The organism is Micromonospora coerulea, assembly GCF_016598485.1.
In the GTDB taxonomy this organism is placed as follows: Bacteria; Actinomycetota; Actinomycetes; order Mycobacteriales; family Micromonosporaceae; genus Micromonospora; species Micromonospora coerulea.
On record NZ_JAEMUW010000001.1, the window covers coordinates 13,379 to 28,399 of the forward strand.

Annotated in this window: 15 protein-coding genes; 11 read left to right on the forward strand and 4 right to left on the reverse strand. The window is 72.6% G+C overall.

What is annotated here, in order from left to right; translation table 11 throughout:
* Positions 1–33: 33 nt before the first annotated feature.
* Together I8N68_RS00050 and I8N68_RS00055 are read right to left on the reverse strand one after the other, a co-directional pair.
* Positions 34–702 carry a potassium channel family protein gene (locus I8N68_RS00050; protein ID WP_200206094.1) on the reverse strand — a complete coding sequence of 223 codons (669 nt, stop codon included), beginning with the start codon at positions 700–702 and terminating at the stop codon, positions 34–36.
* Entirely contained in the window at positions 692–2,026 is a 1,335-nt protein-coding gene (locus I8N68_RS00055; RefSeq protein WP_200206095.1) for a TrkH family potassium uptake protein, read from the reverse strand. The genes I8N68_RS00050 and I8N68_RS00055 overlap by 11 nt, the downstream gene beginning before the upstream one ends.
* A gap of 106 nt (positions 2,027–2,132) precedes the next feature.
* On the opposite strand from I8N68_RS00055, the gene I8N68_RS00060 reads away from it, so the two are divergent.
* A complete protein-coding gene (locus I8N68_RS00060) occupies positions 2,133–3,257 on the forward strand; it encodes a glycerophosphodiester phosphodiesterase (RefSeq protein ID WP_200206096.1) in 1,125 nt (374 codons plus the stop codon).
* A gap of 314 nt (positions 3,258–3,571) precedes the next feature.
* Here the strand turns inward: I8N68_RS00060 and I8N68_RS00065 are convergent, their stop codons facing one another.
* The gene (locus I8N68_RS00065) at positions 3,572–3,841 is read right to left on the reverse strand and encodes a GntR family transcriptional regulator (RefSeq protein ID WP_234038289.1); all 270 of its coding nucleotides are present in this window, start codon (positions 3,839–3,841) and stop codon (positions 3,572–3,574) included.
* A gap of 250 nt (positions 3,842–4,091) precedes the next feature.
* On the opposite strand from I8N68_RS00065, the gene I8N68_RS00070 reads away from it, so the two are divergent.
* The 7 genes from I8N68_RS00070 (at position 4,092) to I8N68_RS00100 (ending at position 9,580) form a co-directional block, all read left to right on the forward strand.
* Positions 4,092–4,412, forward strand: a complete 321-nt coding sequence (locus tag I8N68_RS00070; RefSeq protein WP_200206097.1) for a DivIVA domain-containing protein — start codon at positions 4,092–4,094, stop codon at positions 4,410–4,412.
* Positions 4,409–4,663, forward strand: a complete 255-nt coding sequence (locus I8N68_RS00075) for a hypothetical protein (RefSeq protein ID WP_200206099.1) — start codon at positions 4,409–4,411, stop codon at positions 4,661–4,663. The genes I8N68_RS00070 and I8N68_RS00075 overlap by 4 nt, the downstream gene beginning before the upstream one ends.
* Before the next feature lie 237 nt (positions 4,664–4,900).
* Entirely contained in the window at positions 4,901–6,103 is a 1,203-nt protein-coding gene (locus I8N68_RS00080) for a substrate-binding domain-containing protein (RefSeq protein ID WP_200206101.1), read from the forward strand.
* 3 nt (positions 6,104–6,106) lie between these two features.
* Positions 6,107–6,850, forward strand: a complete 744-nt coding sequence (locus I8N68_RS00085) for an ABC transporter ATP-binding protein (protein WP_200206103.1) — start codon at positions 6,107–6,109, stop codon at positions 6,848–6,850.
* Positions 6,847–7,578, forward strand: coding sequence for an ABC transporter ATP-binding protein (locus I8N68_RS00090; protein ID WP_200206106.1), 732 nt, complete (start codon positions 6,847–6,849; stop codon positions 7,576–7,578). The genes I8N68_RS00085 and I8N68_RS00090 overlap by 4 nt, the downstream gene beginning before the upstream one ends.
* Positions 7,575–8,465, forward strand: coding sequence for a branched-chain amino acid ABC transporter permease (locus tag I8N68_RS00095; protein WP_200206107.1), 891 nt, complete (start codon positions 7,575–7,577; stop codon positions 8,463–8,465). The genes I8N68_RS00090 and I8N68_RS00095 overlap by 4 nt, the downstream gene beginning before the upstream one ends.
* Positions 8,462–9,580 (forward strand): branched-chain amino acid ABC transporter permease, encoded by a 1,119-nt coding sequence (locus I8N68_RS00100; protein ID WP_200206108.1) that lies wholly within the window; start codon positions 8,462–8,464, stop codon positions 9,578–9,580. Before I8N68_RS00095 ends, I8N68_RS00100 begins: the two co-directional genes overlap by 4 nt.
* Before the next feature lie 69 nt (positions 9,581–9,649).
* Here I8N68_RS00100 and I8N68_RS00105 read toward each other — a convergent pair whose 3' ends face one another.
* On the reverse strand, positions 9,650–10,459 hold the full coding sequence (locus I8N68_RS00105; protein ID WP_200206109.1) for a hypothetical protein: 810 nt from the start codon (positions 10,457–10,459) through the stop codon (positions 9,650–9,652).
* 142 nt (positions 10,460–10,601) lie between these two features.
* Between I8N68_RS00105 and I8N68_RS00110 the strand changes: the two genes are divergently transcribed.
* The 3 genes from I8N68_RS00110 to I8N68_RS00120 all read left to right on the forward strand — a co-directional run bounded on the left by I8N68_RS00110 (position 10,602) and on the right by I8N68_RS00120 (position 14,996).
* The gene (locus I8N68_RS00110) at positions 10,602–12,479 is read left to right on the forward strand and encodes an AfsR/SARP family transcriptional regulator (RefSeq protein WP_234038291.1); all 1,878 of its coding nucleotides are present in this window, start codon (positions 10,602–10,604) and stop codon (positions 12,477–12,479) included.
* Positions 12,480–12,517: 38 nt separating this feature from the next.
* Positions 12,518–14,641 carry a RecQ family ATP-dependent DNA helicase gene (locus I8N68_RS00115; protein ID WP_200206110.1) on the forward strand — a complete coding sequence of 708 codons (2,124 nt, stop codon included), beginning with the start codon at positions 12,518–12,520 and terminating at the stop codon, positions 14,639–14,641.
* A gap of 124 nt (positions 14,642–14,765) precedes the next feature.
* Positions 14,766–14,996 (forward strand): heavy-metal-associated domain-containing protein, encoded by a 231-nt coding sequence (locus tag I8N68_RS00120; protein ID WP_200206111.1) that lies wholly within the window; start codon positions 14,766–14,768, stop codon positions 14,994–14,996.
* The last annotated feature ends 25 nt before the right edge of the window (positions 14,997–15,021 follow it).

Genomic DNA, 15,021 nt, shown 5'->3' on the forward strand with positions numbered 1-15,021 from the left:
GGCGGCAAGGGCAGGTGACGGTACGCCCGGTGGTCAGCCCAGCCCGGCGAAGCGCTGCACCTGGCCGATGCTGCCCTCGACGATGAGCACGCTCTCGCGTTCCAGTACGGTGTCCGGCCCGGCGTAGCGGAACCGCTCGCCGGGCAGTTTCGCGCCGACCACCATCACGCCGTACCGCTCCGTCGGGGCGAGCTCGCGCAGCGGCCGGCCGACCATCGCCGCCGGTACGCGCACCTTGGCGATGGCGAAGTCGTCGCCGAACTCGATGAAGTCGAGCATCTTGCTGACGATCAGGTGCGCCACCCGTTCACCGGTCTCCGCCTCCGGGAAGATCACGTGGTGGGCGCCCACCGACGCGAGGATCTTCGCGTGCTTCTCGGAGGTGGCCCGGGCCCAGATCTGTGGGATGCCCAGCTCGGTCAGGGCCAGCACGGTGAGCACGCTGGCCTCCACCGAGCCGCCGATGGCCACGACCACCCGCTTGAAGTCCGCGACGCCGAGCTGGCGCAGCGCTCCCTCCTCGGTGGAGTCGGCCTGCATTACCCGGTCCAGCTGTTCGGACCAGCGCTGCACCCGTTCCGGGTTGCGGTCGACGGCGAGCACCTGATGGTCGAGCTGGAGCAGCGAGCCGGCCAGATGGCAGCCGAACCGGCCCAGGCCGATCACCACGATGCCGCTGTCGTTCGTCTTCCTAGCCGACAATGGGTTGCTCCTCCGGGTAGCGGTACAGCCGTCGCCGGGTGTTCAACGCGATCGCGGATCCGAGGGTGAGGGGGCCGACCCGGCCGATGAACATGAGGGCGGTCAGCACGTACTGGCCGGACGCCGGTAGCTGGGGGGCGAGGCCGACGGAGAGGCCGGTGGTGCTGAACGCCGAGGTCACCTCGAAGAGCGCGACGTTGGCGCGCACCCCCTCGGTGTCCAGGATCAGTCCCACCGTGCCGCCCACCACCAGCGCGACGCTGAGCAGCGCGACCGTCAGCGCCTGGCGCTGGCTGGCGGTGGACACCCGCCGGTGGCCGACCGTGACGTCCGGCTCGCCGCGCAGTTCCGCCCAGATGGCGAAGGCGAGCAGGAAGAACGAGGAGACCTTGATGCCGCCGGCGGTGCTGGCGCTGCCACCACCGATGAACATCAGCACGATCAGCAGCGGATAACTTTCCTCACTGAGATTCTCGACGTTGATCACGTCGAAGCCGCCGGTGCGGCTCAGCGCGATCTGGGTGAAGGCGGCCAGCACCTTTCCCGGCGCGTCGTACGTGCCGATGCTGGCGGGGTTGGTCCACTCCGCGAGCAGCAGGTAGCCGAAGCCGAACCCGATGAGCACCAGGCTGCCCCAGATGGTGAGTTTGGTGGCGACCGCCCAGCGGCCCGGCCGCCGCCACTCGCGGACGGCCTCGAAGAGCGCCGGGAACCCGAGTCCGCCGATGATCGCGCCGAGGGCCAGCGGCAGTGCGACCCAGGGGTCCCGGGAGAAGGCGAGCAGCCCCTCGGAGTAGAGGGTGAACCCGCCGTTGTTGAAGGCCTGGATGGAGTGGAACGAGGCGGACCAGAGCGCCCACCCCGGCGGGTAGTCGTAGACCAGCCAGAGCCGGCCGGTGATGACCGCGGTCATCACCGCCTCGGTGGCGAAGACGGTCGCCGCGATCCGGACCAGCAGCCGCCCCACGTCGCCGATGCCGAACTCGGCGGTCTCCGCCTGCACCAGCATCCGGTTGCGGAGGCCGAGCTGGCGGGAGACCACCAGTATCACCAGGGCGGCGATGGTCAGGATGCCGAGGCCGCCGAGCTGGGTGAGCACGGTGATCATGGCCAGGCCGAAGCCGTTCCAGTAGTTCGGGGTGTCGTTGACGGCCATGCCGGTGACGGAGACGGCCGAGGTGGCGGTGAAGAGCGCGGTGACGAACGGGGTGTACTCGTCTTCGCTGGTCGCCCACGGCAGCATCAGCGTCCCGGTGCCGAGCAGGATCGCCGCCAGGAACCCGAACGGCACCAGGCGCACGGGGTGACGGAGCAGCCGACGCACCAGGCAATCTTCCGCCCGGAGATTCACCGGGAGGTCAGGAACCGACCAACTGGTGGTCAACCGGAACCGGTCTGCTGGGCGCATCCCTCAACGACAGGAGACGGCGTTGCGACGTACCCTTTCGGCTCTCGGCCTGGCCGGCGCGCTGCTCGCGGCGGCCGTGGTGGTGCCGGCCATGGCCGCCCAGGCCGACCCGGAGCCCGACGCCGACGGGTCCCGCACGGCCCAGCGGCCCATCGTGATCGGTCACCGCGGGGCGAGCGGCTACCGCCCGGAGCACACCCTGAAGTCCTACCGCCTGGCCATCAGGATGGGCGCCGACTACGTCGAGCCGGACCTGGTCTCGACAAAGGACGGCGTGCTGGTCGCCCGGCACGAGAACGAGATCTCCGGTACGACCGACGTGGCCGCGCACCCCGAGTTCGCGGCCCGCAAGGCGACGAAGACCATCGACGGCGGGTCGGTGACCGGCTGGTTCACCGAGGACTTCACCCTGGCCGAGCTCAAGACGCTGCGGGCCAAGGAGCGGCTGCCGCAGGTGCGGGTGGCCAACACCGCCTTCGACGGCAAGTTCGAGGTGCCGACCTTCCAGGAGGTCATCGACCTGGCTCGCGCGGAGAGCAAGGCGCGCGGGCGGACCATCGGCATCTACCCGGAGACCAAGCACCCCAGCTACTTCGCCTCGATCGGGCTGGCGCTGGAGGAGCCGTTGGTCGCCGTGCTCCGCACGAACAAGCTGACCCACCGGCACGACCCGGTCTTCATCCAGTCCTTCGAGACGGCCAACCTGCGCAAGCTCGACGGCCTGATCGACGTGCCGCTGGTGCAGTTGATGGACGCCGCCGGCCGCCCGTACGACTTCGCCGCCGCCGGCGACGCCCGCACCTACGCCGACCTGGCCACGCCGGCGGGCCTGGCCTGGATCGCTGCGTACGCCGACGGGATCGGCGCGAACAAGAACCTGATCGTCCCCCGGGACGCGGCCGGCAGGCTGCTCGCCCCGACCACCCTGATCCCCGACGCGCACCGGGAGAAGCTGGTCGTGCACGCCTGGACGTTCCGCGCGGAGAACCAGTTCCTGCCGGTGGACTTCCGGATCGGCGCCGACCCGAACGCCCGCGGTGACATCACGTCCGAGTACGAGCTCTTCTTCGGCCTCGGCCTGGACGGCGCCTTCGCCGACCAGCCGGACACCGCCGTCGCCGCCCGCGCCGGCCTGTCTTCCCGATAACCCACCGGATCCCGTCGCTGGCCCGCCGCCCCGATCCCGGGGTAGCGGGCCGGTGAGCGTCTGTGCGCCCTGCGGACCCGAACAGCCGTCCCGTTGGCGCGGGCGGTTCCAAAGGACTTCCGGTCAGGTCCGGTTGGCGGATTCGACGGCGCCGGGTCTCGTCGCGGTGAGCTCAACCTCGACGAGGGTCCCGGTTCGGGATGTGTCGTCGCGGTCCTTTGGAGCTGATGTCGTAGATGAATCAGCCGGTGGGCCGGTTGCTGGGCGGGCCGCCTGATTCGTTTGCGACATCAGCTCCATAGGAGCTTGGCGGGTTACTGCCGGAGGGAGGGCCCGGCGACGTAGGTGCCGCGACCGGGCTGCCCGATGATCAGCTCCCGGTCGTGCAGCAGCGAGAGCGCACGGTAAACAGTGCCGGTGCTGACGTCGTAGATCTTGGCGAGTTCGCTGGTCGAGGGCAGCTTGTCGCCAGGCTTCAGTTCGCCGCTCTTAATCTTCGAGGCGATTTCCTCGACGATGCGTCGGAATGTTGGCTGTGCTGTGGGCATGGTGAGGACTCCGGTTGGTTCGGCACCTCCGATCATGCCCGACTTGCTAGAGCTACTGCAATAAGTAGAGGCCGCGTGACGCTGCGGGGTCGTCTTGCTGTAGCTGCTGTAGTAGGTTGCTCGATGTCCGGCTCCGGTTGGTTCGGCAAACCGCGGGGTCGGACCTCGGATTGGCTCCGGGGCCGTACCGCCGATGCGGGCTGCGGTCGCGAAGCCAGCGGTCCGGCCCGCGTCCCCTTTCCGCGGACCGGGCCGCCTTCCAGGGCGACTGCGGGAGGAAGGTGTCATGCGCAACGTGCTCAACGTGTTCCGGCCGGCGCGGAGGCGGCCGGCGTCGAATCGGCCGGCGTCGAGTCGGCCGCCGAACGGTGGCTGGTACCGGTCGGAGTCCTGCCGGCCGCTCAGCGTGGGGCAGATCCGCGACCGGCATTTCCGCACCGTGCGGCACGGCCTCGACCCGGCCGAGGTGCACGCCTTCCTCTACCGGGTGGCCGGCGACCTGGCGATCGTCCGCCGCGAGCTGGCCCGTACCGCGGAGGAGAACGTCCGGATCAAGCGGGCGCTGCGGAGCTGGCAGTCCCGGTTCGCCCCGGGTGCGCGCCGGTGAGCCGGGAGCGGTTCGTCGTCCACCTGCCGGTGCTCGCGGGCGACCTCGACGGGGCCCGGCGGTTCGCCCGGACCATCTGTCGAGCGCTCGGCTTCCTGGCCGACGTGGACCACGCCGAGACGACTGTCTCCGAGGAGGACGCCCAACACGTACGCCATCGGGTCTACTGCGACCTGTTGCTGGACGGCGGCCGGCGCTGCCCGCTGCCGGCCGACCACGACGGCACCTGCGGCCCGCGTCCACAGTCATAGCCGCGAAAGACCCGGTTTCCCAGCATGGCGGTGGCGGACCGCGACACACCGCCGTTGCAGGCGGTAGGGGTGGGGGCCATCAACCACCGGCCGTATCACCAGGGGGCGCAGCTGCTTGTTACAGTCGGCCACCCCATCACGATTACTTGTGTGTTTCGGCCACATAGCCCGTGCGTGACGTCACTTCTAGCGTGAGCCGACAACTGAGTTAGCTTCCTGTCCTCACCTGGAGTCGCGATGACGGTCCGGCACACGCGGCGGGTGTTTCTCTCCGCCGCCACGATGATGGCTGCGGCGCTCGCCGCCACGGCCTGCGGCAGCCCGCAGGACACCGCCTCCGGCGGTGGTGACACCGCCCCGGTCAAGGTCGGCCTGGTCTACTCCCAGTCCGGCCCGCTGGCCAGCTACGGAAAGCAGTACATCGAGGGGTTCAAGGCCGGCCTCGACTACGCCACCAAGGGCACCGGCAAGGTCGGTGACCGGAAGATCGAACTCACCGAGGTCGACGATGCGGGCGACCCGGCCAAGGCGGTCTCCGCGGCCAAGGACCTGATCGGCAAGGGCTCGAAGATCATCGCCGGGTCCACCGCGTCCGGCGTCGCTCTCCAGGTCGCCCCGATCGCCGCGCAGAACAAGGTCCTCTTCATCTCGGGCCCGGCCGCCACCGACGGGGTGACGGGCGCGAACAAGTACACGTTCCGGTCGGGGCGGCAGTCGTACCAGGACGTGGTGACCGCCAAGTCGTTCATCGGCGACGCGACCGGCAAGAAGGTCGTCGTCTTCGCCCAGGACGGCGCGTTCGGCGACGCCAACGACGCCGCGGTCAAGAAGGTCATCGGCGGGGCCGGCGCCACCGTCAGCAGCGTCCGCGCCCCCGCCAGCGCCACCGAGTTCACCCCGTTCGCCAGCCAGATCAAGGCCGCCAAGCCGGACCTGCTCTTCGTCGCCTGGGCCGGCACCACCGCCCCGGCCATGTGGCAGAACCTCGACCAGCAGGGCGTGCTCGCCTCCACCACGGTGGTCACCGGCCTGGACATCCGCGCCTCCTGGCCCACCTTCGGCGCCGCCGGCAGCAAGATCTCCTTCCTGTCGCACTACTTCGACGGGGCCAGCGACACCGAGGCCGCCAAGGCCGCCAAGGCCAAGATCCCCGGCGGGAACCTCGACCTGTTCCACCCGGACGGCTTCGCCGCCGCCCAGATGGTCGTCCGCGCCGCGTCCGAGGGCGGCGATGACGTCGACAAGATGATCAAGGCCCTCGAAGGCTGGCAGTTCGACAGCATCAAGGGCCCGATGACCATCCGCGCCGAGGACCACGCGCTGCTCCAGCCGATGTACCAGGCCAAGCTCTCCGGCAGCGGCACCTCCTTCACCGCGGCCGCCCAGAAGAGCCTGACCGGTGACGAGACCGCGCCGCCGGTCTCCCAGATGAAGGGCTGACCAGTGCTCGCCACCCGCGGTCTGACCTGGCGGATCGGTGAGGTCGCCATCGTCGACTCCGTCTACCTCGACCTCGCGCCCGGGGAGTTCCTCGGCGTGATCGGGCCGAACGGCGCCGGCAAGACCTCCCTGTTCAACCTGATCACCGGCCTGCGCCGGCCCACCGAGGGGCGGATCCTGCTGGACGGGAAGGACGTCACCGAGCTGCCGCCGCACCGGCGGGCCCGGCTCGGCCTGGGGCGTACCTTCCAGGCGTCCTCCGTCTTCGGGTCGCTCACCGTGCGGGAGAACGTCCGGCTGGCCGTACAGGCGCACCGGGGTGGCTCGATGAAGCTGTGGCGGCGGGCGGCGGCCGACCGGGAGGTCGCCGCCGCCGCCGACGCGGCGCTCGACCGGGTCGGGCTGCACCACCGGGGTACGGCGCTCGCCGGCACCCTGGCTCACGGCGAGAAGCGCAAGCTGGAGATCGCCCTGCTGCTCGCCGGGGAGCCCCGGGTGATGCTGCTCGACGAGCCGATGGCCGGCGTCAGCGCCGAGGACGTGCCCGAGCTGGTCGAGGTGATCAAGTCGCTGACCGGGGACAGTGGCCGGTCGGTGCTGATGGTGGAGCACCACATGGACGTGATCCTGGAGCTGGCCGACCGGATCGCCGTGATGCACCACGGCGCGCTGCTCGCCTGCGACACCCCGGACACGGTGATGGCCAACGCCACCGTCCAGGAGGCGTACCTGGGGGAATCGCTATGAGTGTGGAACCCGTCCTCGCCGTCGAGGACCTGTCGGTGCGGATCGCCGGGCTGCACATCCTCCAGGGAGTGTCGTTCACGGTCGCCCCGACCGGGGTGACCGTGCTGCTCGGCCGCAACGGCGTCGGCAAGACCACCACGCTGCGCGCCATCGTCGGGCTGACCCCCCGCAACGGCGAGGTGCGCGGCACCATCCGGATGGGCGCGCAGACCCTGCTCGCCCGCCCCACCCACCGGCTGGTCCGCGGCGGGCTCGGCTACGTGCCCGAGGACCGCTGCGTCTTCGCCGGCCTCACCGTCGCGGAGAACCTGCGGCTCGCCGAACGGCGGGGCACCACCCCGGCGTACGACAAGGTCTTCGCGCTCTTCCCGGAGCTGGACCGGCGCGGACGGCAACGGGCCGGTTCGCTCTCCGGCGGGCAGCAGCAGATGCTCGCGATCGGCCGGGTCCTGCTCAACGACAACCGGCTGCTGCTGGTGGACGAGCCGACGAAGGGGTTGGCGCCGAAGGTGGTGACCGAGGTGGCCGAGGTGCTGGAACGGGTGGCCGAATCCGTGCCGGTGCTGCTGGTCGAGCAGAACCTGGCCGTGGTCCGCCGGCTGGCCCGGGACGCGGTGGTGCTCTCCGCCGGCAAGGTGGCCTGGACCGGGAACGCACAGGAACTGCTGCTGGAGACCGCGCTGACCAAGTCGCTGCTGGGTGTCGGCTCCGGCGAGGTGCACGCATGAGCGCGGTCGTCCTGCTGACGCTGACCGGGCTCGGACTGGCGGCGCTCTACTTCCTGGTCGCCTCCGGGCTCTCCCTGGTCTTCGGCCTCGCCGACGTGCTCAACTTCGCGCACGGCCTCTTCCTCGGCGTCGGGGCGTACGCGACCTGGTGGGCGGCGGCCAACCTGCCCGGCGCCGGCTCGGACGGGTTCGGGTTCGTGGTCGCGGTGGCCTTCGGCGTGCTCGCCGGTGCCCTGGTCGCGGTGCTGGTGGAGCTGGTGCTGATCCGGCCGCTCTACACCCGAACCATCGAGCAGGTGCTGGTCACCGTCGGCCTGTCGCTGGCCGGCGTGGCGCTGCTCCAGGCCACCTGGGGCGCCGACGCGCGGCCGTTCCCCCGGCCGTCGTGGACCCGGGACGTGACCGGGGTGCTCGGCGCGAACGTGCCGAACGCCGGGCTGCTGCTGATCGTCGCCGCCGCGGTGGTGCTCGGCGGGCTGCTCGCCTTCCTCCGCTGGACCCGGTACGGCCTGGTGATCCGGGCCGGCGTGGAGAACCGGGAGATGGTGACCGCGCTCGGCATCGACGTCCGCAAGGCGTTCACCCTGGTCTTCGCGCTCGGCGGGGCGGCCGCCGCGCTGGCCGGCGCCCTCGGCGGGGTCTACTTCGGCACCGTGTCGCCGGGGCAGGGCGGCTCGCTGCTGATCTTCGCCTTCATCGTGGTGGTGATCGGCGGGATGGGCTCGGTGGTCGGGTCCGCGTACGCGGCGGTCGCGGTGGGGCTGCTGCAACAGTTCGTCAACTACTACGGCACGTCCGGCCTGGGTGATCTCTGCGTCGTCGGGCTGCTCGCCGTGGTGCTGCTGCTGCGTCCGCAGGGCCTGGCCGGAAAGGTGGCGACGGCATGACCGAGGTCAAGAGTCCGGAGGTTCCGGCGCCGCCGGCGGCGGTGCCCGACGAGCTGACCCCGGGGCACGCCCGCTGGCACGGGCTGCGGCCGTACCTGCCGCTGGTCGCGCTGGTGCTGGCGGCGATCGTGCCGTACTCGACGGCGAACCTGCCGGGGATCTTCGAGGGCCCGCTGAACTCGCCGGGCACCCTGCAGCTGCTCGCCATCTGCCTGGTCTTCGGCGGCCTCGCGGCCGGCTACGACCTGCTCTTCGGCCGCACCGGCATGCTCTCCTTCGGGCACGCTCTCTACTTCGCCGCCGGCGTCTACGGCACCGACGTCCTGGTCACCCGGGCCGGGCTGCCGCTGTGGCAGGCCGCGCTGTTCGCGGTGGCCGGCGGGACGATCCTCGCCGCGCTGCTCGGCGCGGTCGCGCTGCGGACCGTCGGGATCGCCTTCGCCATGGTGACCCTCGCCTTCGCCCAGGTCGGCGCGATCCTGGTGGCCCGGGACTTCGGCGGCTGGACCGGCGGTGAGGAGGGCCTGCCGCTGGACGTCTCCGGGCTGCCGTCAGCGCTGGTCGGGGTGACCAACACAGTCAACCTGTACTGGCTGGCGCTGGCGTACCTGGCGGTGGTGGTCCTCGTGGTGCACCGGGTCAGCGGCTCGCCGACCGGCCGGGTGCTGGCCGGGTTGCGCGACGACGAGCGGCGGATCGGGGTGCTGGGGCTGGACCCGTACCGGTTCAAGCTGGTCGCGTTCACCCTGGCCGGCGGGCTGGCGACGGCCGGCGGGGTGGTCTACTGCCTGATCGTCGGCGGCGCCTCCCCGCACGTCACCTCCTCCGAGCTGACCCTGTCGCTGCTGGTCATGGTGGTGCTCGGTGGTCCCGGTACCCGCTGGGGACCGGTGCTGGGCGGCATCCTCTACATGTACCTGGACCACCGCCTCACCGCCTTCGGGACCAGCGACGCCGTCGACAACCTCCCGGCCGTGCTCAGCCGCCCCCTCTCCCAGCCCCTCTTCGTCCTCGGCACCGTCTTCATCCTCGCCGTCTACTTCTTCCCCGGCGGCCTGGCCAGCCTCCGGACCCGCCTGAGTCCCCTTCTCACCTCGCTCCGCCGCCCCTCCTGACCCCTGCCCCGCCGGGTACGACGAAGGGGCGGCGACCCCCCGTGTGGCCGCCGCCCCCCGCGTCGTTGATCAGCTGTTCAACATCTCGTACGCCGTCGCCGGCGCCGTCGTCGCCGCGCTCCCGGTCGGCACGGTGATCTCCGGCGTGCTGCCGTAGCCGGTGTAGCTGACCACGTAGTCGTACGCCTTCCGCTTGCCGGCCGCCGGAATCTTCAGCGTCAGCGAGGTGAGGTGCTCGTCCGGCCCGACCAACGCCGTGAACGGCACGTGCTGGCCGGCCGCGCCGAGCGCCGCCGCCTCGCCGTCCTCCAACGCCTGGGCCGCGTTGCCGCTGGTGAGATCGATGAACCCCACGTACTTCCCGGGGCCCTGCTGCTCGACCGAGGTCGCCGCCTCGATGAGCGGCCCGGCGTTGCCCTGGTCCGCGCCGTCGTAGCTGGGCACGTCCCCGCCGCCGGTCAGCTTGGACCGGTCCAGCGCCATCCACTTGTTCGGGAACTTCGGCAGCCCGGGGTGCCCGGTGAACTTCGCCTTCATCCAGAGCTTCTCCTCGATCACCAGGAACGACATCTTCACCGTGATGCCGTCCGAGTCCGGAGCCATCGCGGTGTTGATCTCGAAGGCCTTCGACTCCGGGTCGATCCGCCCGGTGAGGGCGCTGGACGCGTCCTTGCCGCTGAACCGGAACGCGCCCTCCGTGCCGTCGGGAACCGCGTCGAGGAGGGCCTCCTTCGGGCTGGCGGTCGGGCTGGTCCCGGGCGCGGCGGCCGGTCCGGTCTTCGGCCCGCAACCCGCGAGGAGGGTGGTCGCGGCCAGTACGGCGGCGGCCGTGCCCATCGCCCGTCGGATGGTGCCTGCGCTGCCCGTTGCCTGTGTCATCACACGTCTCTTTCTCGCTGCCTGGCGTCTGCCGAGGATCATGCTGCGGGCCGCCACGGCCGTCTCGCTGCCGATATGCTGCCGTCCGGCTGCCGGGCAGTGCCGCGCGGCGACGGTGGGGGTGTCAGGAGCGGGAAGTCGCATGTCAGGAACGAAGGTGCCGCCGGGCGGGCCGGCCGGCATGCGCCCGCCGGGACCTTCGCAGCTGCGTTTCGAGATCCTCGGGCCGCAGCGGGCCTGGTACGCCGACCGGCAGCTCGACCTCGGCCCCGGCAAACAACGCGCCGTGCTGGCCGTGCTGCTGCTCTCCGCCGGCCGCCCGGTCCCCACCGGACAGATCGTCGAAGCGGTGTGGCCCGACGAGCCGCCCGCGAACGGCCCCAACGTCGTGCAGAAGTACGTCGCCGGGCTGCGCCGGGTGCTCGAACCGGAGCGCTCCCCGCGTACGCCCGGACAGGTGCTGAGCCTCACCGACGCCGGTTACCTGCTCCGGGTCGCCCCGGAGTCGGTGGACGCGGTCCGCTTCGAGCGCGGCGTCCACCGGGCCCGGCAGCGGCACGCGGCGGGGCGTACGGCGGAGGCGCTGGCCGAGGTCACGGCGGCCCTGGAGCTGTGGCAGGGGGAGCCGTTCACCGGGTTCGCCGGGCCGGTCTTCGACGCCGCCCGGCACCGGCTGGTCGAGCTGCGGGCCGTCGCCCTGGAGACCAGGGCCGAGCTGGGGCTGGAGACCGGCCGGCACCGCGAGCTGGTCGGCGAGCTGCGCGAACTGGTGACCGAGTTCCCCGTGCGGGAGCGGCTGCGGCACCAGCTCATGCTGGCGCTGTACCGCAGCGGCCGGCAGGCGGAGGCGCTCGCCGCGTACCGCGAGTTCGACGACCTGCTCCGCGAGGAGTACGGCATCGAGCCGGGGGAGGCGCTCCGGGAACTGCACCGACGCATCCTCCGCTCCGACCCGGCGCTGGCGCCCGCCTCCGGTACGACCGCCGGGCCTCCTTCCCCGGGCGTCGAGCCGGCGTCGGAGAGCGGCCAGCCGCCGTCCCCCGGGCCGGGTCCGCACTCCGGGCCAGGGCCGGACGCCGCCGCCCCGCCCGCGCCCGCCACTGCGCCGCCCGCGCCCGCCGCCCCGTCGCCCGCGCCTGCCGCCGCCGCGGCCCCGCCGAGGCCCGTACCGGCCGTCGCCCCGATCCCGTCGGCGCGGGCCCCGCACGCCAGCCCACCGCCGTACCTCGGGCCGCCCGTGCAGAGCGGGTTCGCCGCCACCATGCCGCTGGCGCTGTCGGCCCCGGCCCCCGCCCGGACCCGGGAGCCGCTGCCGACCTGGGTGAGGACCACGCTGACGGTCGCCGGGACCCTCCTGGTGCTGCTGTCGTTCGGTCTCGCGACCTGGCTGGTGATCCTCGGGTACGCGGTGCGGCGGCGCAGTTGGCGGCTCGCCCTCGCCACCGTCGGATACCTCGGCTCCGCGTCGTCGCTGCTGTACCTGTTCGGCCGGGGCGACCCGGAGGCCGAGCCGCCGGCCTCGGAGGCGTTCCTGGCGCTCGGCCTGATCGCCGTCTGCTGGCTGGTGGGCGCGGTGCACGTGATCCTGCTGAACGATCGGGTCTGGGGGGTGATCACCGGACGGCCGGTCGGGCTGCGGGCTCGCGACGCGGAGCAGCGGGTGCGCCGCGAGCAGGCCCGCTATCTGCTGCACCATCATCCGGCGGCCCGCCACCAGCTCGGCATCGGGCGACCCGACCTGCCGCGGCTGTTCGACGACGGCGGGCTGGTCGACATCAACGCCGTGACCGAACCGGTGCTCGCGACCCTGCCCGGACTCACCGACGCCCAGCGCCGGCAGGTCGCGATGGACCGCTGGCTGCGCGGGCCGTACGGGTCGATGGAGGAGTTGGCGGCGCGGTGTCCGCTACCGCCCTCGGTGACCGACGCGCTCCGCGACATCCTGGTCTTCCTGCCGCCCGACGGACCGCCCCCGGCCGCCGCCCCGCCGGGCGGGGTCGACCCCGCCGGGCGCTCATGATCGACGGAAGGGTCCGCCCGGGCTGGTAGAAATGCCGGATGGGTCAGGATCGGGTGGCGGTACGGGAACAGGCCGAGGCGGTGCTGCGGCGGTTGGCCGGCGAGCACGCCCGGCTCCGCGAGGACCAGTGGCGGGCGATCGAGGCGCTGGTGGTCGACCGGCGTCGGGTGCTCTGCGTCCAGCGCACCGGGTGGGGCAAGTCCGCGGTCTACTTCGTGGCGACCGCCCTGCTGCGCGAGCGCCCCGACGCCGCCGGCCCGACCGTGATCGTCTCCCCGCTGCTGGCGCTGATGCGTAACCAGGTCGAGTCGGCGGCCCGGGCCGGCATCCGGGCCCGCACCATCAACTCCGCCAACCTCGACGAGTGGGACGAGATCACCGCCGAGATCCACGCCGGTGCGGTCGACGTGCTGCTGATCAGCCCGGAGCGGCTCAACAACCCGGACTTCCGGGACACGGTGCTGCCGAAGCTGGCCGCCACCACCGGCCTGCTGGTGGTGGACGAGGCGCACTGCGTCTCCGACTGGGGGCACGACTTCCGCCCGGACTACCGCCGGCTGCGGACCTTCCTGGGCAACCTGCCGGAACGCACCCCGGTGCTGGCCACCACCGCGACGGCGAACGAGCGGGTGACGGCCGACGTCGCGGAGCAGCTCGGTGACGCCCTGGTGCTGCGGGGCACCCTCGACCGGGAGTCGCTGCGGCTGGGCGTACTCGAGCTGCCGAGCCCGGCCCACCGGCTGGCCTGGCTCGCCGACCACCTGGACCGGCTCCCCGGCTCGGGGATCATCTACACGCTGACCGTCGCGGCGGCCGTTGAGACCGCGGAGTTCCTCCGGGCCCGGGGCTGGTCGGTGGCCTCCTACACCGGGCAGGCCGAGGACGCCGACCGGCGGGCGGCCGAGCAGGACCTGCTCGACAACAAGATCAAGGCGCTGGTGGCCACCTCCGCGCTGGGCATGGGCTTCGACAAGCCGGACCTGGGCTTCGTGGTGCACCTCGGCGCGCCGCCCTCGCCGATCGCCTACTACCAGCAGGTCGGCCGGGCCGGACGCGCCGTCGAGCACGCCGAGGTGCTGCTGCTGCCGGGGGTTGAGGACGCCGCCATCTGGCGCTACTTCGCCTCGCTGGCCTTCCCACCCGAGGAGCAGGTCCGGGCCGTGCTGGCCGCCCTGCGCACCGACCGGCCGCTCTCCACCCAGGCCCTCGAGCCCCTCGTCGACCTGCGCCGGGCCCGGCTGGAGCTGATGCTCAAGGTGCTCGACGTGGACGGCGCGGTCCGCCGGGTCCGCGGTGGCTGGCTCGCCACCGGTGAGCCGTGGGTCTACGACGAGGCCCGGTTGCGCCGCGTCGCCGAGGCGCGCACCGCCGAGCAGCAGGCCATGCGGGAGTACGCGACCACGCCCGGCTGCCGGATGCGGTACCTGCGTGAGTGCCTTGACGACGCCGGGGCGGGCGACTGCGGCCGCTGCGACCGGTGCGCCGGCCCGCTCTTCGCCGCCGAGGTGTCGGACGCCGCGCTGGCCGCCGCGCAGACCTTCCTGGGCCGCCCCGGCGTGGAGATCGCGCCGAAGAAGCTCTGGCCGACCGGCCTGGAGGCGGTGGGCGTACCGCTGAAGGGGCGCATCCCGCCCGCGGAGCAGGCGCTGTCCGGGCGGGCCGTGGGCCGGCTTTCCGACCTGGGCTGGGGTGGGCGGCTGCGCGGCCTGGTCGGGCCGGACGCGGCGGACGGCCCGGTCCCGGACGACGTGGCCGCGGCCGTGGTGGAGGTGCTGAAGGCCTGGGCGCACGGCGACGACCCGTGGCCGCGCCGCCCGGTCGGCGTGGTCGCGGTGGGCTCCCGCACCCGCCCCGCGCTGGTCGCGTCGCTCGCCGAGCGGATCGCCGCGGTCGGCCGGCTCCCGCTGCTCGGCCGGGTCGTCCCTCACGGCCCGGCCGGTCCCGGTGGGCCGCGCGGCAACAGCGCCCAGCGGGTACGTGCGCTGGATGACGCCTTCGCCGTCCCCGACGAGTTGGCCGACGCCCTCGGCGGGCTGGACGGGCCGGTGCTGCTCGTCGACGACCTGGTCGACTCCGGCTGGACGATGACCATGGTGGCCCGGCTGCTGCGCCGGTCCGGCGCCCCCGACGTGCTGCCGCTCGCCCTCGCGGTGGCCGGCTGACCCGGTCGCGTCCGGGGGTCGTCGGTGACCGGCGAAAAGTTCCCCGGCGAACCGGAATGCGAGCGTCGCCACCGTTACCCGCCGGCCGGGGGGCGGCACCCCGTCCGGCGGTACCGTGGGGCCCATGAGCGAGCAGCGACCCGTCACCCAGACGTACGCCGTCACCGGGATGACCTGCGAGCACTGCGTGCGGGCGGTCACCGACGAACTGTCTGCGCTGCCCGGCGTGCAGGACGTCCGGGTGGACCTGGCGGCCGGCAGCGCCACCGTCACCAGCGCCGCCCCGCTGCCGGTGGAGTCGGTGCGGGCCGCCGTCGACGAGGCGGGCTACGAGCTGGCCGGCGGCGTTGCCTGAGTCGCTGCCCGCCGGACCGACGGCT